General features: G+C 68.3%; 14 protein-coding genes. 9 read left to right on the plus strand and 5 right to left on the minus strand.

Going from position 1 to position 17169, the window contains the following annotated elements; genetic code table 11:
- Positions 1-52: 52 nt before the first annotated feature.
- From KZ686_RS18090 to KZ686_RS18105, 4 genes are read left to right on the plus strand one after another with little or no spacing between them, the layout of a single operon-like run.
- Entirely contained in the window at positions 53-277 is a 225-nt protein-coding gene (locus KZ686_RS18090; protein ID WP_149319596.1) for an MbtH family protein, read from the plus strand.
- The gene (locus KZ686_RS18095; protein ID WP_226109222.1) at positions 274-1041 is read left to right on the plus strand and encodes a thioesterase II family protein; all 768 of its coding nucleotides are present in this window, start codon (positions 274-276) and stop codon (positions 1039-1041) included. The genes KZ686_RS18090 and KZ686_RS18095 overlap by 4 nt, the downstream gene beginning before the upstream one ends.
- Complete coding sequence (locus KZ686_RS18100) at positions 1035-1961, plus strand: 4'-phosphopantetheinyl transferase family protein (protein WP_265634674.1); 927 nt, start codon at positions 1035-1037, stop codon at positions 1959-1961. Before KZ686_RS18095 ends, KZ686_RS18100 begins: the two co-directional genes overlap by 7 nt.
- A complete protein-coding gene (locus KZ686_RS18105; RefSeq protein WP_265634675.1) occupies positions 1958-2950 on the plus strand; it encodes a TauD/TfdA family dioxygenase in 993 nt (330 codons plus the stop codon). The genes KZ686_RS18100 and KZ686_RS18105 overlap by 4 nt, the downstream gene beginning before the upstream one ends.
- Before the next feature lie 149 nt (positions 2951-3099).
- Here the strand turns inward: KZ686_RS18105 and KZ686_RS18110 are convergent, their stop codons facing one another.
- The 5 genes from KZ686_RS18110 to KZ686_RS18130 form a co-directional block, all read right to left on the minus strand.
- On the minus strand, positions 3100-5181 hold the full coding sequence (locus tag KZ686_RS18110) for a 3-hydroxyacyl-CoA dehydrogenase NAD-binding domain-containing protein (protein WP_265634677.1): 2082 nt from the start codon (positions 5179-5181) through the stop codon (positions 3100-3102).
- Positions 5182-5316: 135 nt separating this feature from the next.
- Positions 5317-7074, minus strand: coding sequence for a long-chain-fatty-acid--CoA ligase (locus KZ686_RS18115; protein ID WP_265634679.1), 1758 nt, complete (start codon positions 7072-7074; stop codon positions 5317-5319).
- Positions 7075-7203: 129 nt separating this feature from the next.
- Positions 7204-8538: an MFS transporter gene (locus KZ686_RS18120; RefSeq protein WP_265634682.1), complete on the minus strand. Its 1335-nt coding sequence runs from the start codon at positions 8536-8538 to the stop codon at positions 7204-7206.
- Positions 8535-9260: an alpha/beta fold hydrolase gene (locus KZ686_RS18125; RefSeq protein WP_149319590.1), complete on the minus strand. Its 726-nt coding sequence runs from the start codon at positions 9258-9260 to the stop codon at positions 8535-8537. The genes KZ686_RS18120 and KZ686_RS18125 overlap by 4 nt, the downstream gene beginning before the upstream one ends.
- 2 nt (positions 9261-9262) lie before the next feature.
- Positions 9263-10198: an alpha/beta fold hydrolase gene (locus KZ686_RS18130; protein WP_149319589.1), complete on the minus strand. Its 936-nt coding sequence runs from the start codon at positions 10196-10198 to the stop codon at positions 9263-9265.
- Positions 10199-10533: 335 nt separating this feature from the next.
- Here KZ686_RS18130 and KZ686_RS18135 point away from each other — a divergent pair, with 335 nt between their 5' ends.
- From KZ686_RS18135 to KZ686_RS18155, 5 genes are all read left to right on the plus strand, one after another.
- Positions 10534-11718, plus strand: coding sequence for an acyl-CoA dehydrogenase family protein (locus tag KZ686_RS18135; protein ID WP_265634685.1), 1185 nt, complete (start codon positions 10534-10536; stop codon positions 11716-11718).
- An 80-nt stretch (positions 11719-11798) separates the two neighbouring features.
- Positions 11799-12989: an acyl-CoA dehydrogenase family protein gene (locus KZ686_RS18140; protein ID WP_265634686.1), complete on the plus strand. Its 1191-nt coding sequence runs from the start codon at positions 11799-11801 to the stop codon at positions 12987-12989.
- A gap of 311 nt (positions 12990-13300) precedes the next feature.
- A complete protein-coding gene (locus KZ686_RS18145) occupies positions 13301-14257 on the plus strand; it encodes an ABC transporter permease (RefSeq protein ID WP_149319586.1) in 957 nt (318 codons plus the stop codon).
- Positions 14257-15243 (plus strand): ABC transporter permease, encoded by a 987-nt coding sequence (locus KZ686_RS18150; protein WP_265634688.1) that lies wholly within the window; start codon positions 14257-14259, stop codon positions 15241-15243. Before KZ686_RS18145 ends, KZ686_RS18150 begins: the two co-directional genes overlap by 1 nt.
- Positions 15244-15365: 122 nt before the next feature.
- Positions 15366-17093, plus strand: a complete 1728-nt coding sequence (locus KZ686_RS18155; RefSeq protein ID WP_265634690.1) for an ABC transporter substrate-binding protein — start codon at positions 15366-15368, stop codon at positions 17091-17093.
- Positions 17094-17169: the final 76 nt, after the last annotated feature.

Genomic DNA, 17169 nt, shown 5'->3' on the forward strand with positions numbered 1-17169 from the left:
GTTCGCTTGGGCGCCGCCACTGCCACGCATCCAGTCAGACGAGGGACACACCATGAGCTTCGACAGCGACACCCTGCTCTTCCAGGTCGTCATCAATCCGGAAGAGCAGTATTCGATCTGGCCCGATTACCGTCCGATCCCGGCGGGCTGGCGCGCCGTCGGCTTCAGCGGCCAGCGGCAGCAATGCCTTGAGTACATCGAGACACACTGGACCGATATGCGGCCCGCGAGCCTGCGTGCCGCGATGCAAGCGCAGGGCGAGCCCGCGGCGCGATGACCGCCACCGGCCCGGTCACGCTGTGGTGCCTGCCCAATGCGGGCGCGGGCGCCGCGGCCTATGCCGGATGGCGCCGCGCGGCGCCGGCCGGGCTGACGATCCGGCCGGTCGAACTGCCCGGCCGCGGCACCCGGATTGGGCAGCCGCTGTGCGAATCGTTCGATACGCTGTGCGACCAGCTGGCGCTCGAGTTGCGCCAGCAGCGGCTGCTGGCCGAATCGCCGCGCAGCCGCCATGCGCTGTTCGGCCACAGCATGGGGGCGCTGATCGCCTACGAGCTGGCGCACCGCTGGCAGGGCGAGGGCGAGCCCGCTTGCGCATTGGTGGTCTCCGGTTGCCCGGCCCCGCGTCTGCGCGACCCCGACCGCTTCGCCGGACCGTTGGACGATGCCGCGCTGATGGACCATCTGCGCGCGCTCGACGGCACGCCGCCGGAATTGCTGGAACACGAGGAAATGATGGCGTTGACGTTGCCGGTGCTGCGTGCCGACTTCCGTGTCTGCGCGAGTTATCGGCATCGCGAGCGGACGTTGCTGCGCTGTCCGCTGCATGCCTTCGGCGGGCGCAGCGACCGCACCGTCGGCGGTACGATCGCCGGCTGGGGCCACGAAACGGAGGGCGCCTTCACGCTGGACTGGTACGACGGCGGGCACTTCTTCCTGCGCGACCACGCCGCATCGATGCTTGCGCGGATCGGCACGCAGCTTGGCGTTTCGGCGGCGGCCGCGGCGGGGAGCGCAGCCGTGGAGGTCAGCGCATGCTAGCGCCGCTGCGATCGATGGAGCCGACGCCCGTGCCGCTGCCCGCGCCGCTCGAGTCCTACGACGTGCGCGTCTGGCGGATCGATATCGACGTCAAGGCCGAGCCCGCACCCGGTGACCTGGCAGTCCTGTCGCCACAGGAAGCGGCGCGGCTGCGCGGCTATCGTCGCGGTGCCGATCGGGCCCGCTTTGCCGCGGTACGCGCCGCGTTGCGCTGTTTGCTTGGCGCGATTGTCGAACTTGCGCCGCAGGCGGTCCCGCTGGAGGCAGATCCGCTGGGCAAACCGATCTTGCCGCCGGGGATCGACAGCGCGCCGCGCTTCAATGTCTCGCACAGCGGCGGCATCGGACTGATCGCCATCGCGACGGATCCCGCGATCGCGGCGGTCGGCGTCGACATCGAGCAATGCCGCCCGGTGGAGCCGCTGACGTTGGCCGCATCGGCGTTCTCGGCGGACGAGCAGGCCATGCTGTGCGGCTGCCATCCCGCCTTGCGGCTGGATCGCTTCTATGCGCTGTGGACCGCGCGCGAAGCCCTGACCAAGGCGGCCGGCACCGGCATCGCCGATCCCCGTTGGCAGCAGGTCGCGCTGCAGGGGTCGGGCGACGGCCGCTGGCGGCCGCACGGTCCGGGGGCGGCGCTACCGACCGCCGCGGGGGCGTGGCATCCGGCGCAGGCCTGCGAGGTTGCTTCGCTGCCGTGCCAAGCGAACGCCGGCGATGCGCCATATCGCGCCGCCTTGGCGCTGCTCACCGGGGCTGCTGATACTTCCCTCTGCCCCGACTCCCTCCCGCAAGCGGGAGAGGGGAGAAACACCGTTTCCGCCCTTCGCGCCGAAGCCCTTCCCGCCCAAGCCCTTTTCGCCGAAGCCCTTCCCGCCGAAGGCATTTCCGCCCAAGCTCTCCCGATGAGGACCGCATGACCGATCTGTCCACGCCTACCGTCGAGTCGCTGACCGCCGCGTCGTTGCCGCGCGCGGCGGAGCTGCCCTTCACCATCGAAGCCGCCAGTGCAGGCGAGCCGCTGATCGAAGCGCTGCCACGGCTGCGCGCCCAGATCGAGGAACACCTGCGCACCACCGGCGGCGTGCTGTTCCGCTCGTTCGCCGTCGACGGCGCCGAGGGCTTTCGCGCCTTCGCCGCCGCCTTCGGCCATCCGCTGCTCAGCTATGATTTCGGCTCCACGCCGCGCAGCAAGGTGACCGGCGGCGTCTATACCTCGACCGAATACCCCGCGCACCAGTCGATCCCGCTGCACAACGAGCAGGCCTATACGCGCGAATGGCCGATGAAGATCTGGTTCTATTGCGAGCGCGCGGCGCCACAGGGCGGCGAAACGCCGATCGCCGACAGCCGCGCGATCTACCGTGCGGTCGATGCCGGCACACGGGAGCGCTTTGCCACGCGCGGGCTTTGCTATGTGCGCAACTTCGGCAACGGCATGGATGTGCCGTGGCAGCAGGTGTTCAACACCGAGGACCGCGCCCAGGTCGAGGCCTACTGCGCGCGGCATGGCATCGTCTGCGAATGGAAGGACGACGGCGAACTGCGCACGCGCCAGCGGGTGCAGGGCATCGCCCATCATCCGCATACCGGCGATCCGGTGTGGTTCAACCAGGCGCACCTGTTCCATCTGTCGGCGCTGGCGCCCGAGATGCGCGAGGTGCTGCTCGATACGGTCGGCGAAGAGGACCTGCCGCGCAATGTCTATTACGGCGACGGCGCGCCGATTCCGGACGCCGAACTGGACGCCGTCCGCGCGGTGCTCGACGCGCACAAGATCGTGTTCCCGTGGCGTCAGGGCGATGTGCTGATGCTGGACAATATGCTGACCGCGCATGCGCGCGAGCCGTTCAGCGGACCGCGCAAGGTCGTGGTGGCGATGGCCGAGCCGCACGGCGCGCCGGCCTAGGCCGACCGAGATCGCACGGCGGATTTGGTCCTTCCGCCGATGCGGAATGCAGGGTCATACGGGCCGCCGCTTCCCCGTTTCGCGGGGCGACGGCATTGCGGCCCCGTATGGCGGCCCCGTATGGCGGCCACAATGCCCAACTGGTGGGCCTACTTCAGGTCGCCAAACTTGCGACCCTGCGCCACCAGGTCTTCGAGCAGCCTGGCCGGCTTGAAGTCGGCACCGAAGCTTTCCTCGTAGCGCCGCAGCGTCTCCAGCACCTTGTCGAGGCCGATCGTGTCCGCATAGAACATCGGGCCGCCGCGGTAGACCGGCCAGCCATAGCCGTTGACCCAGATCACATCGATATCCGACGCTCGGATCGCCTTGCCTTCCTCCAGGATCTTGGCGCCCTCGTTGATCATCGGATAGATGCAGCGCTCCAGGATCTCCTGCTCGGAGACGACGCGGCTGGTGCGGCCCTGCTTCGCCGCGAAATCGCGGATCACCTGCTCGACCACCGGCGACGGCCTGGCGTTGCGCTTCTCGTCGTAGTCGTAGTACCCCGCCCCGGTCTTCTGCCCGCGCCGATCCATTTCGCAGAGGATTTCGCGCAGCGTCGAGCTGCTCGACTTCTCCCGGACCCAGCCAAGGTCGAGGCCGGCGAGGTCGCTCATCGCGAACGGTCCCATCGGGAAGCCGAAGTCGTACAGCACGCGGTCGACATCCCATGGCAGCGCGCCTTCCAGCACCAGCTTCTGTGCCTCGCGCTGGCGCTGCGCCAGCATCCGGTTGCCGACGAAGCCCGGGCAGACGCCCACCAGCGCGGCGATCTTGCCGATCTTGCGGGCCAGTTCCATGGACGTGCGGATCACCGGCTTGGCGGTCTTCGCGCCGCGCACGACCTCCAGCAGCTTCATCACATTGGCCGGCGAGAAGAAATGCAGGCCGATCACCGCCTCAGGCCGCGACGTGGCGGCGGCGATCTCGTCGACGTCCAGCGCCGAGGTATTGGTCGCCAGGATCGCGCCCGGCTTGGCGATGCGGTCGAGCCGGCCGAACACGTCCTTCTTGACGTCCATGTTCTCGAACACGGCCTCGATCACCAGATCGGCGTCGGCCAGCCGCTCCATCTGCAGCGTCGGCGTCAGCAGCGCCATGCGGCGCTCGATGTCGGCGGCCGTGATGCGGCCCTTCTTCGCCGTGTTCTCGTAGTTGGCGCGGATGGTCCGCACCCCACGGTCCAGCGCCTGCTGCGAGGTCTCGACGATGGTGACCGGATAGCCGGCATTGAGAAAGTTCATCGCAATGCCGCCGCCCATGGTGCCGGCCCCGATGATGCCCACCTGCTTGACCGGCAGCAGCGGCGTATCGGCGCCGATATCGGGCAACTGCCAGACCTGGCGCGAGGCGAAGAAGTAGTAGCGCTGCGCCGCCGACTGCGTGCCGTTCAGCAGCTCGACGAACATCGCGCGCTCGCGCTTGAGCCCTTCGTCGAACGGCAGTTCGACCGCCGCCTCGATGCAGCGGATGTTGTATTCCGGCGCATCGAAGCCGCGAAAGCGCCGGGCGTTGGCCCGGCGGAACTCGGCGAAGATCTCCGGCTTCCCGCGCGCGGCGGCGATCTTGTCGTCGAGATCGCGGACCTTGCGCAGCGGCCGCGCCTCGGCCACGACCCGGCGGGCGAAGGCGATGGCATCGGCGCGCAGGCTGGCGTCGTCGGTCAGCAGATCGACCAGACCCATCTCGGCCGCGGCCGGCGCCGGCACGTGGGTGCCCGAGGTGACCATTTCCAGCGCCTTCTCGACGCCGACGATGCGCGGCAGCCGCTGGGTGCCGCCTGCGCCGGGCAGCAGGCCCAGAGTGACCTCGGGCAGGCCGCATTTGGCGGAACGCGCCGCCACGCGATAGTGGCAGACCAGCGCGACTTCGAGTCCGCCGCCGAGTGCGGTGCCGTGAATGGCGGCAATTACCGGCTTGGGCGCGTCCTCGATGGCGGCCTGCACCTCGGGCAACGACGGGCCGGTCGGGGGCTTGCCGAACTCGGTGATATCGGCGCCCGCGATAAAGGTCTTGCCGGCGCAGATCAGCACGATGGCCTTGACCGCGTCGTCGGCGACGGCTTGCCGGACGCCCGCCAGGATGCCCGCGCGAACATTGGCCGACAGCGCGTTGACCGGCGGCGAGTCGATCGTCAGCACGGCGACGCCGGCGTCCATGGTGAGGTCGGTGACCGGGTTGATGGTCGTCATCGAGATGTCTCCATTGGAATTGGGAATTGAAATCAGAACTGGATCCGCACTCAGGATCGGGCTCGGGGTCCGAATCGGGATCGGGATCGGGATCGGGATCGGGCAAGGATCAACACCACGCAGCCCGCTCCCACCTCAGCTCGCACGATCGCTGACATCCCGCGCGATCGCCAGAAAGCGATCCAGCTCGTCGCGGATGCGCTTCTTGTTGTACTTGCCGACGCTGGTCTTCGGGATGTCGCGCGTGATCGCCACCAGCTTGGGCAGCATCCATTTGGTGATGCGGCCGGTGTCGACGCCATGGGTCTTCAGGAAATCGATGACCGCGTATTCATCGGCCTCGAAGCCGGTGCGCACGCTGACCAGCGCCATCGGCCGTTCGCCCCAGACCGGATCGGGCACGCCGACCACGGTCGCCTCCTGCACGAAGTCGGCCATCGCGATCAGGTTTTCCAGCAGCACGGTCGGCACCATCTCGGCGCCGCTGCGGATCACGTCCTTGATGCGGTCCGCGATCGTGATGTAGCCGTGCGCATCGACCTTGGCAAGGTCGCCGGTATGCAGCCAGCCGCCGCGCCACAGCTCGGCGCTCTTCTCGGGATCGCGGAAATAGCGTTCGGTGGTCCACGGCGCGCGCACGACGATCTCGCCGACCGTCTGGTCGTCCTTCGGCACCGGCTTGCCGTCATCGTCCACCACCTCGACGTCGACGCCGAGGATCGGCAGGCCCGCCTTGACCAGCAGCGCATCGGTCTGCTCGCGGTCCAGGTCGACCAGGTCCTTCTTGATGAAGGAGGTGACGATGGTCGGGGCGGTCTCCGTCATGCCGTACCCGGAGCTCATCCGGAACGACGGAATCAGCGCTTCGAGCTTCTTCTTCAGGCCCAGCGGCAGCGCACCGCCGCCGACGTTGACGCGCACCAGGCTGCTCAGGTCGTATTTGTGCAGATCCGGGTATTCGAGCAGCATCGCCGCGATGGTGGCGACGATGCCGACCGAGGTCACCTTCTCGCGCTCGACCAGCTCGCAGAACCCCTGCACGGTGAAGGTGCCGTGCAGCACGATCTTCTGCGCGCTGTAGACCGCGATGAAGGGCGCGCCCCAGGCGTGGATATGGAACATCGGCGTGTTCAGCAGCGGCACCGCCGATTCGCCGAGCCGCACGCCCAGGCCGTCCTCGATGTCGATCGACGGCGTGTTGGCGATCGCCATCTGCGCCATCACGTGCACCGTCATCAGATACAGCTGGCGATGCGTGAAGGTCGCGCCCTTGGGCTGTCCGGTGGTGCCGGTGGTGTAGCACAGCGTCGCGTTGACGTCCTCGTGCAGGGCCGGCCAGTCGAACTGCTCTGGCTGCCGCGCCAGCAGATCCTCGTAGTGGATCAGGTTGGCGATGCGCGTCTCCGGCAGCCCGGGCTTGTCCGACAGATAGACGAAGCGCTGCACCACATCCTTGATATGGTCGTAGATGCCCTCGACCAGCGGCAGCAGCGCGTCGTCGAAGAACAGCACGCGGTCCTGCGCATGGCGGATGGTGTAGACGATGTGCTCGGGGGACAGCCGGACGTTGACCGGATGCAGCGTCGCGCCGACGCCGGGCACGCCGAAGTACAGCTCCAGGTGGCGGTGCGTGTTCAGCGCCATGGTGGCGATGCGGTCGCCCGGTTCGCGCGGAGTACCCGCCACGACGTCGAGTTCGGACGACAGCGCGTTGGCCAGCTGGCAGACGCGCCGATACCACTGGTCCCAGGTAAAGCGGAAGTACTCGCCGCTGAGGTGATTGCGGTAGACGACGCCGATCTGATCGGGATACATCCGCACCGGCCGCCGCATGATGGTGGTCAGCAGCAGCGGATAGTGGGTGCTGAACTCGGGATAGGTTCTGGCTTCCATCTCGTCTCCTGGTGTTTGTCTTTTGCCCTCTGCCCCAGCCCTTTCCCGCAGGCGGGAGAAGCAAGCAGACCGTGGGCAAAGCGTCGTCGTCCGGGCATCGGCGTACCCAAGCGTCAGAGCGTCAGCACGTCACGACGTCATGGGATCGCCCTGGTTCGGCGGCAACGGGCCGGGCCGTCGTCGGGGGTCCTTCATCGCCAGCGCCATCGCGAACGCCAGGCACTTGACCGCGATGGCCAGCGCGAACACCAGCCAGAAGCGCACGCCCTGCGCCAGCATGCCGCCCAGCACCGGGCCGATCGCCATCATCGCGTAGGTGCCGGTGCCCGCGACGGCCAGCAGCATCGGCCGGTCCTTGCGTGCGCCGAATTCCATCACCAGGTTGTCGGCCGAGATGAAGAACCCGCCGAAGCCCGCGCCCAGCCCACAGAAGGCGAGCACGAACCAGCCCAGCGAGCCGCAGCACAGCAGCAGCGCGGTGGCGGCGATCCATAGCGCGATACTGGCGAGAAATACCAGCCGATAGCCGCAGCGGTCGGCCAGCCGGCCCCACAGCAGATTGCTCGCGGTCTGCGCCAGCAGATAGGCCAGGCTCAGATAGCCCAGCGTGGCGCCGGACAGGTCGATATGCTGGCCGGCATAGATCGCATAGAACGGCATCGCCATCATGCCCAGCGCCACCAGCGCACGGGCGACGAAGAAGCGCACGAAGTCGGGCTGCGCCCGCAGCAAGGCCGGCACCTCGCGGATGCGGCGCCGAAAGCCGACCGGCAGGCGCACGTCCTGCAAGGCGGGCTCGCGCATGCCGGCCAGGGCGGAGATGCCGAGGCTGGTCAGCACGAAGGCGGCCAGGAAGGTCGCCGCATAGCCGTTGCCGAGCACGTCGTTGCCGACCAGATAGCGCCCGCCGAGCCAGGCCACCGCCGCCGCGGTCAGGCCGCCGAAGAAGTTGCGCAGCGCGCTGAGTCCGCCACGGCGATGCAGCGGAATGATCTTCGAGGTCAGGTATTGGAAGGCGACGTTCTGCACGCCGTTCAGCAGCCCGAACAGCAGCAGGAAGACGGCCGCCGCCGTCAGCGCCGCCGCACCAGACAGCCACAGCGCCGACAGCGCCAGCCCCAGCACCTGCAGCCGTACCAGCCAGCCGACGCGGTACAGCATCGGCATCACCTGTTGCCGATGCTCGATCAGCGTCGCGCCCCACAGCGACGACGCGGCCATGCCGGCGTACTGCGCCGACAGCACCAGGCCGACGGTCAGCTTCGAGCCGGACAGCAGGTAGAGATAGGCCGGCACGAAGGTCGGCGCGGTGACCAGCCGGAAGCCGGTCATGCCCAGCATGCCGTGCGCCAGGAAGGCCAGCGCATTGCGGCGGAAATGCCGCGACACATGGTCCAGATAGCCGCGCTCGGCATCGTCGTCCGCGTCGGCGGACTCGCGCGCGGACGACAGGGCCGGGCTCATGCCGACTCCCGCTCCGGGCGGATGCCGGCGCCCGCAGCGGCCGCGTATTGCTGCAACGCCTGGTCCAGCGCGACCGGCTCCAGCGACAGCAGCTCCATCACCGCGGCGAGCCACGGCGGGCGCTCGCAGCAGCAGACGGAGATGGGCGTATCGAGGTCGGAATGCTGCGACGCCAGCATCGCGAAGCTCGACGCATAGCTGGGCGGGCGGACGTCATTGGCCAGCTCCGCAATCGCAAACGGATCGGGCGGCGCCAACTGGTTCAGATCCGGCACCGGAATATAGGGGCTGCGCGCCGCGCCGCCGCCGCCGGACAGCCCGGGTCCGTCGCGCACGATGGCGCCGCGCACCTCGCCCGGACGCGCCCCGGCCAGCAGCAGCGCGACATAGCCGCCGATGCCGCGTCCGGCGACCGTGCAGGGGCCCAGATGCGCCAGCGCGATGTCGGCATCGGCCATCAGGAATTCACAGCTGTAGCCGCCGCCGCGCGGCAGGTCCGATTCACCATGGCCGGTGAAGTCGAGCGCATGGATCGGACCGGGCCAGCTCGCGTATTCGGCCGGCAGGGTAGCCGGCGAACGTTCGCCCAGCCCATGCAGCAACAGCAGCGGATGACCGCCGCCATCCTTGAGCCGATGCAGCGCGAGCCGCAGACGATGGTGGCGCAGGTAGTGGGGCGGCGACTGGCGCGGGGACTGGCGCGGAGACGGAATCGAGGACATGGTCATGCGCCGAAGAACTGAAGGATGCGGCGCGCCGTCTCCTGCGGCCGTTCGATATGGATGAAATGGCCGACGTCCTGCATGCGATGGACCTCGGTGGTGGCCGGGAAGAACGGCATCAGGTCGTCGGCGGTGGCGTCCCAGCCCATCGGTTCCTTCTCGGAGCCGAAGATCGCCAGCATCGGGATCGGAAAACCCGGCAGCCTGTCGGTCATCCAGCGCACCCGCATCGGTCCGAAGCCGCCCACGCCGATCGCGGGGTCCAGCTTCCAGCGCCAGCCCTGCTCGTCGCGGCGCGCGCCGTGCGAGGCGATGTAGCACAGCCATTCATGGCTCAGGCGGGGGTTCATCCGGGCGCGGCGCTGTGCCAGTTCCTCCAGCGTGCCGGGCCGGCGCTCGAGCTCGCCGCTGCGGCGGCGCGCATCGAGCCAGCGGGCGATGACGGGCCCGGTCAGCGAGGACTTGCGTTCGCGTACGGCGCTGTCGGCATGCGGGCTGCGGAACGGCAGGCCGTCGATCGAAGCAAAACGGATGAACCGGTGCGGCAGCGCCTGGATCGCCTGCACCAGCAGCGAGCCGCCCTTGCTGTGGCCGACCGCCAGGCAGGGCTCACGCGTGATCGAATCCGCCACCGCCAGCATGTCGCGCACATCGGCGACCCAGTTGTAGAGATCGGCGTGATCGGAATCGCCGTGGCCGCGATGGTCGTACGAGACCACGCGGTAGCCCGCATCGGCCAGCAGCGGCGCGAAGCCATCGAAGGTGCGGGCGAAATCGAGCGCGCCATGGACGAGCAGCAGCGGCGTGGCATCCGGCTCGCCCCATTCGTAGACGGCCAGCCGCAGGCCGCTGGCGTCGACCCAGCGGCGGCGGTCGGGCGCGCGCGCGCCGGGGAAGGTCCACACCGCTTCGTCGATCGAAGCCTCGCTGGTCTCCATGTCTCCACCTCGGCCGCTCCGGCGCATCGCGCCGTCGACCTGTTTCGTAACTCTGGTATGTTTCCGGCGATGCTAACACAGCGCTCGCGCTCCGCCATATTGCCTTTCAAACTGCACCGCATGGGGCATATTCGATATGCGCGCTCTGCATGGCCGATACCGTTTTCGTAAATAGCGTATTGACGGTGGCGAGCGCCCGCTTGTATAACGGCCCTGCGGCCCCGCATCGGCGCAGTCCGTGCTCGGCGGCGCACGGTTCGAGCAAGGGGTTCAAGCAAGGGGTTCAAGCAACGACCACGGCCCGCAGAGGCCGGCCACCGCGACAGGAGACCACCGTGGAAGACCTGGAGACGTTCCGGCAGCAGACACACGCCTGGCTGCAGGACAATTGCCCGCCCGAGATGCGGCAGCCGGTGCAGGACGACGAGGACATCTGCTGGGGCGGACGCAAGTTCCGCTTCCGCTCCGAGGCCCAGCGCCAATGGCTCGAACGGATGGCCGAGCGCGGCTGGACCGTGCCCGAATGGCCGCGCGAATACGGTGGCGGCGGCCTGAGCCGCGAACAGGCCAAGATCCTGCGCGAGGAAATGCAGCGGCTCGGCTGCCGGGTGCCGCTGCAGAGCTTCGGCATCTCGATGCTCGGGCCGGCGCTGCTCAAGTACGGCAGCGAGGCGCAGAAGCGCGAGCACCTGCCGAAGATCGCGCGCGGCGAGATCCGCTGGTGCCAGGGCTATTCCGAGCCGAACGCCGGCTCCGACCTGGCGGCGCTGCAGACCCGCGCCGAGGACCGTGGCGACCACTTCGTCGTCAACGGCCAGAAGATCTGGACCTCGTATGCCGACAAGGCCGACTGGATCTTCTGCCTGGTGCGCACCGATTTCTCCGCGCAGAAGCACACCGGCATCAGCTTCCTGCTGTTCGACATGGAGACGCCGGGCGTGACGACCCGCCCGATCGTGCTGATCTCCGGCAAGTCGCCGTTCTGCGAGACCTTCTTCGACGACGTCGTGGTGCCGCGCGACCAGCTGGTCGGCGAACTCAACGGCGGCTGGGAGATCGCCAAGTATCTGCTGACCCATGAGCGCGACATGATCAGCGCGATCGGCAGCCGGGGCTTCCGGCAGCCGCTGGGGCGGCACGCCGCCAAGGCGATCGGCACCGATGCGGCCGGCCGGCTCGACGAGCCGATGCTGCGCGCGCAACTGGCCCGCTTCGAGATCGACGAGGCCGCGTTCGGTTTCGCCGGCGAACGGGTGCGCGACCTGGCGAAGCAAGGTGAAGGCATCGCGGCCTTCTCGTCGGTGCTCAAGTACTACGGCGCCGAGCTGAACAAGCGACGCTACGAGCTCTTGATGTCGATCGGCGGCAGCGATGCGCTCGAATGGGAAAGCGAGCGCAGCCATCAGGGCGCCACCGCGCGCGCCTGGCTGCGCACCAAGGCCAATTCGATCGAGGGCGGCACCAGCGAGGTCCAGCTGAACATCGTCGCCAAGCGCATCCTGGGCCTGCCCGGCGCCTGACGCCCCTGCCCCTTCCTTCCCTTCACCGGGCCGGGGCCGCGCGATCGCACGGCGCCCCGGCATCCTTCGCGGACATCGACATGGCCATCGTACTGAACGACACCCAGGACATGCTGCGCGACAGCGCGCTGACCTTCCTGCGCGAGAATGCGCCGATCTCCGCGCTGCGCGCGATGCGCGACAGCGGCGATTCGACCGGCTTCTCGCGCGAGCTGTGGCAACGCTTTGCCGACCTCGGCCTGGCCGGCGTGCTGGTGCCCGAGGCCTACGGCGGCAGCGGGCTCGGCGTGGTGGAAGCCGGCGTCATCATGGAGGCGATCGGCCGCACGCTGGCGCCCTCGCCCTTCCTCTCCACCGCGGTAATCGGCGCCTCCCTGCTGACGCACTACGGCAGCGATGCACAACGCGACGCGCTGCTGCCCGCCATCGCATCTGGCCGGCACCTGACCGCGCTGGCGCTCGACGAGGCCGGCAAGCATCGCCCGTTCCGCCTGGCCACGCGCGCGACGCCGCATGCCGGCGGCTATCGCATCGACGGCACCAAGCAGCTGGTCGTCGACGGCCACGTCGCGGATACGCTGATCGTCGCGGCGCGCACCGGCGATGCCCGGGCGGGACAAGCCACCAATGCCACCAATGCCGTCAATGCCGCCGGAGCCGACGACACGCAAGGCATCACGCTGCTGCTGGTGCCCCGCGCCACCCCGGGCGTGCGGATCGAACGCGTGGTATTGGCCGACGCCACGCAGGCCGCGCGCATCGTCTTCGAAGGCGTGCAGGTGCCCGCGGACGCCGTACTCGGCGAAGTCGACGGCGGCGGCGCCCTGCTCGAGCGCGCGCTCGACATCGGCCGCGCGGTGCTGTCCTCCGAGCTGCTCGGCATCGCGGACGAGGCCTTCGCTCGCACGCTGGCGTATCTGAAGGAGCGCCGCCAGTTCGGCAAGATCATCGGCGAATTCCAGGCGCTGCAGCACCGCGCCGCGCATCTGTTCACCGAACTGGAACTCACTCGCGCGATCGTGCTGCGCTGCCAGCAACGGCTCGACGAATCGGCGCCGGACGGCCCCGAGCCACTGGTGTCGGCCGCCAAGGCCCGCGCCGGCGAGACCGCGACGCTGGCGGTGCAGGAAGGCGTGCAGATGCACGGCGGCATCGGCATGACCGACGAGTTCGAGATCGGCTTCTTCATGAAGCGCGCACGCACCGCGCAGGAGTGGCTGGGCGACGCGAACTTCCACGCCGATCGCTGGGCCCGGCTGCGCGGCTACTAGCCGCCGCGGCGACAAAGCAGAGGCCGCGCCGCGGCCCGCCCCCGGGAAATTCACTAGAGCGCCGGGGGCGCTTCCGGGTTGTCATCGCTTCGAACGATGAGTATGCTGGGATCGCGATTGGCGCAAAGCCGGTCGCTGTATCGTCCCGCACAAAAACTGCATTCCGCGTGCCGAAATACCGCCACAGGCAATGACCTGTGGACGGAAACAGGAGACAGCATGGCCGGAGCATCAGCAGAAATCGTGTTGCCGGTATCCCCGCCGGCATCGGCGCGCGCGGCCAGCCGCGCCCCTCGTCACGCGAGGCGTCCATGAGCGCCTACCTGATGCGCCGGCTGCTGGCGCTGCTGCCCACGCTGCTGTTCGCCAGCATCATCGTGTTCTCGATCGTGCGGCTGGTGCCGGGCGACGTGGTCGACCTGATGCTGAGCCAGAACGACATCAGCGCCGATGTGCGCAGCCGCGAGGAACTGATGCAGCTGCTCGGCCTCGACCGGCCGATGTGGGAGCAATACCTGCACTGGATCGGCAATATCGTGCTGCACGGCGATCTCGGCGTGTCGCTGTGGCAGGGCGAGCCGGTGCTGAAGATGGTGATGGCGCGCATTCCGGTGACGCTGTCGCTTGGCGCCATCGCGCTGGTGGTCGCGTTGTCGGTGGCGCTGCCGATCGGCGTGCTGTCGGCGATCCGGCAGGACAGCGCGGCCGACTACGTGGCGCGCTCGTTCTCGATCCTGATGCTGGCGGTGCCGAGCTTCTGGCTGGGCACGATGGTGATGGTGTTTCCGTCGGTCTGGTGGGGCTGGTCGCCCGAGGTTCGCTACGTGCCGTTCCGCGAAAACCCGCTGCAGCACATCGAGCAGATGCTGGTGCCGGCGATCGTGCTGGGCATGGCGCTGTCGGCGATCACGATGCGGATGACGCGCACGATGATGCTGGAGGTGCTGCGCCAGGACTATATCCGCACCGCCTGGGCCAAGGGGCTGAACGAACGGATGGTGATCCTGCGGCATGCGCTGCGCAACGCGCTGATTCCCGTGGTGACGCTGGTAGGCCTGCAGGCGCCGCTGCTGATCGGCGGCGCCGTCATCATCGAGCAGATCTTCGCGCTGCCCGGCATGGGCCTGCTGCTGCTCGATGCGGTGCATCAACGCGACTATCCGGTGATCACCGGCGTTTTCCTGGTGGTCGGCGTGGCGGTGATGCTGATCAATCTGCTGGTCGACCTCAGCTACGGCTTGTTCGATCCGAAAGTGAGGCATCGCTGATGGCACGTTCCGCGACTCCCCTGACTCCTGTCGCGCCGGTGGCGGCCGACGCCGCCGCGGCGACCGCGGCGGCTTCCGGAGCAACGGCGACAGCAACCGCAGCAACGGCAATATCGGCGTCCGCCACAGCCTGCCACTGGCCCGGCTTCGGCCTGTTGCGCCGCCTGTTCCGCGACAAGCCGCTCGGCGCGGCAGGCGCGGTGATCTGCGCGATCTTCCTGTTCTGCGGTGTCTTCGCCGATGTGCTGGCGCCCTACGGCGTCAACGAGATCAACATGCTGCATCGCCTGCAGGCGCCGTCGTGGGCCCATCCCTTCGGCACCGACAACCTCGGCCGCGACATGCTGTCGCGCTGCCTGTACGGCGCGCAGCTGTCGGTGGTGATCGGCCTGTCGGCCGCGACGCTGGCCACCGCGGTATCGGTACTGCTCGGCATCCTTACCGGCTATCTCGGCGGCAAGTTCGACCTGGTGGCGCAGCGCTTCGTCGATGCGTGGATGAGCTTTCCGGACCTGGTGATCCTGATCGTGGTGGTGTCGGTGCTCGGCCCGGGCAGCTGGCAGATCGTGGTGACGCTGGGCCTGCTGCTCGGCATCGGCGGCTCGCGCATCGTGCGCAGCGCGGTCGTCTCGGTGCGCGAGAACATGTATGTGCACGCCGCGCAGTCGATGGGCGCGTCGACGCCGCGCATCCTGTGGCGCCACATCCTCCCCAACGTGCTGCCGCCGGTGATCGTGCTGTTCACCACCCGCGTCGGTACCGCGATCCTCGCCGAGTCGGGACTGTCCTTCCTCGGCCTGGGCGTGCCGCCGCCGGCGCCGACCTGGGGCGGCATGCTGTCGGGCGACGGCCGCACCTTCATGTTCCAGGGCCCGTGGCTGGCGCTGGCGCCCGGCGCCTGCCTGACCGTGGTCGTCTACGCGATCAACGTCTACGGCGACGCGCTGCGCGACCTGCTCGATCCGCGCATGCGGGGCACGCGATAGCGACGGTGCCCGGCAACGCGGCAACCGGTACTACAGCACCCGGTGCCACGGCAGCCGTGAACACGGCGCCCGGCAGCACGGCACGGACTCACCCCCTACAAGAACAGAGACAGGAGACAGCGATGATCGACAACGACAAGGCGGTCCACCGCACGGCGAAACGGGCAGCGGCCATCGCCGCGGCTGTCGCGCTGGCCGGGATGGCCGTGACCGCGGGCAGCGCCATCGCGCAGGCCGAGGCGCCGAAATACGGCGGCACCGTGGAGATCGGCTCGGTCTACCCAACCATCTCCGCCCTGTCGTGGGATCTCGCCGACTGGAACTGGAAGCAGAACTACGACACCGGCCAGGTCTACGAGCATCTGTTCGCCGCCGACCTGAGCAAGGCCAAGCGCAACGGCGGCAAGTACGCCTTCCAGGCCGATGCCTGGCTGCCGGAGGACGCGATCCGCGGCGAGCTGGCCGAATCGTGGAAATGGACCGATCCGCTGACGCTCGAGGTGAAGCTGCGCAAGGGCGTCAAGTTCCCCGCCAAGCCCGGCGTGATGGAAGAGCGCGAACTGGTCGCCGAGGATGTGGTGTTCAGCTACAGCCGGCAGGAGGCCAGCGCGAAGAAGATCCCGACGTACTTCGATCACCTGAGCAAGGTCGAGGCGCGCGACAAGCACACGGTGGTGTTCCGCTTCAAGGAATTCAACGCCGAATGGGACTACCGCTTCGGCTGGGGCTACTACTCCGGGATCATGCCCAAGGAGGTGGCCACGGCCGGCGCCGCCAACTGGAAGAACGTCAACGGCACGGGCCCGTTCACGCTGACGCAGTTCGTGCAGGGCAACGCCAGCACCTACACGAAGAATCCGCAGTACTGGGACAGCGAGCGCATCGGCAACAAGGACTACAAGCTGCCCTTCGTCGACAAGGTGGTGCTGCGCACGATCAAGGACGAGGCCACGCGCAACACCATGCTGCGCACCGGCAAGCTCGACATCATGGAGGGCCTGCGCTGGACCGCGGTGGACGAACTCAAGCGCAGCGCGCCACAGCTGCAGTGGTCGCGCTGGCTGTCGTACACGGGCCAGTATCTGGCGCTGCGGGTCGACACCAAGCCGTTCAACGATATCCGCGTCCGGCGGGCACTGAACATGGCGATCAACAAGCAGGAGATCGTCAAGCAGTACTACGGCGGCAACGCCGAGCTGTTCGCCTATCCGCAGCATCCCGACTATGTCGGTTACTACGAGCCGCTCAGCGCGATGCCGGACAACGTCAAGGAGCTGTTCACCTACAACCCGGACAAGGCACGCAAGCTGCTGGCCGAGGCAGGCTATCCGAAGGGCTTCACCTTCAAGGTGCAGGTGTGCGCCTGCAGCCCGGACCATATGGAGCTGCTGCCGCTGATCGCCGCCTACCTCGAACAGGTGGGCGTGCGCATCCAGATCCAGCCGATGGAGTACGGCGCCTTCCTGTCGGCGATGACGACCAAGACCAACGCGCCCGGCTACATGATGAACAACGGCCACACCAATCCGACCACGACGATCCGCAAGAGCTTCGTCAGCGGCCAGGTCTGGAACGCCTCGCAGTGGAACGATTCGAAGTTCGACAAGCGCGTCGAGGAAGCCTTCGAGCTGCGCGACGTCGGCAAGCGGCAGGAGGCGGTGCGCGCGCTGACGCGCGAGATCGTCGCGCAGGCGCCGTATATCTGGCTGCCGACGCAGTACGTCTATACGGCCTGGTGGCCGTGGGTCAAGAACTACGGCGGCGAACTGCGTGCCGGCGCGGTGCGGCCCGGACCGATCTACGCGCGGCTGTGGATCGATCAGGAGATGAAGAAGAAGATGGGCTTCTGAGCCCAAACCCGCCCAAGCCCGCACACGCCCGCACGCGCCGCCGGCACCTTTGCCCGATGCCGGCGCCAACCTCGCA

Source organism: Cupriavidus cauae (assembly GCF_026210475.1).
GTDB classification, from domain to species: domain Bacteria; phylum Pseudomonadota; class Gammaproteobacteria; order Burkholderiales; family Burkholderiaceae; genus Cupriavidus; species Cupriavidus cauae.

Excerpts from the sequence above, each read along its gene's own strand:
- KZ686_RS18090 (WP_149319596.1), top strand. The coding sequence starts at position 53 with ATGAGCTTCGACAGCGACACCCTGCTCTTCCAGGTCGTCATCAATCCG.
- KZ686_RS18095 (WP_226109222.1), top strand. The coding sequence starts at position 274 with ATGACCGCCACCGGCCCGGTCACGCTGTGGTGCCTGCCCAATGCGGGC.
- KZ686_RS18100 (WP_265634674.1), top strand. The coding sequence starts at position 1,035 with ATGCTAGCGCCGCTGCGATCGATGGAGCCGACGCCCGTGCCGCTGCCC.
- KZ686_RS18105 (WP_265634675.1), top strand. The coding sequence starts at position 1,958 with ATGACCGATCTGTCCACGCCTACCGTCGAGTCGCTGACCGCCGCGTCG.
- KZ686_RS18110 (WP_265634677.1), bottom strand. The coding sequence starts at position 5,181 with ATGACGACCATCAACCCGGTCACCGACCTCACCATGGACGCCGGCGTC.
- KZ686_RS18115 (WP_265634679.1), bottom strand. The coding sequence starts at position 7,074 with ATGGAAGCCAGAACCTATCCCGAGTTCAGCACCCACTATCCGCTGCTG.
- KZ686_RS18120 (WP_265634682.1), bottom strand. The coding sequence starts at position 8,538 with ATGAGCCCGGCCCTGTCGTCCGCGCGCGAGTCCGCCGACGCGGACGAC.
- KZ686_RS18125 (WP_149319590.1), bottom strand. The coding sequence starts at position 9,260 with ATGTCCTCGATTCCGTCTCCGCGCCAGTCCCCGCGCCAGTCGCCGCCC.
- KZ686_RS18130 (WP_149319589.1), bottom strand. The coding sequence starts at position 10,198 with ATGGAGACCAGCGAGGCTTCGATCGACGAAGCGGTGTGGACCTTCCCC.
- KZ686_RS18140 (WP_265634686.1), top strand. The coding sequence starts at position 11,799 with ATGGCCATCGTACTGAACGACACCCAGGACATGCTGCGCGACAGCGCG.
- KZ686_RS18145 (WP_149319586.1), top strand. The coding sequence starts at position 13,301 with ATGAGCGCCTACCTGATGCGCCGGCTGCTGGCGCTGCTGCCCACGCTG.
- KZ686_RS18150 (WP_265634688.1), top strand. The coding sequence starts at position 14,257 with ATGGCACGTTCCGCGACTCCCCTGACTCCTGTCGCGCCGGTGGCGGCC.
- KZ686_RS18155 (WP_265634690.1), top strand. The coding sequence starts at position 15,366 with ATGATCGACAACGACAAGGCGGTCCACCGCACGGCGAAACGGGCAGCG.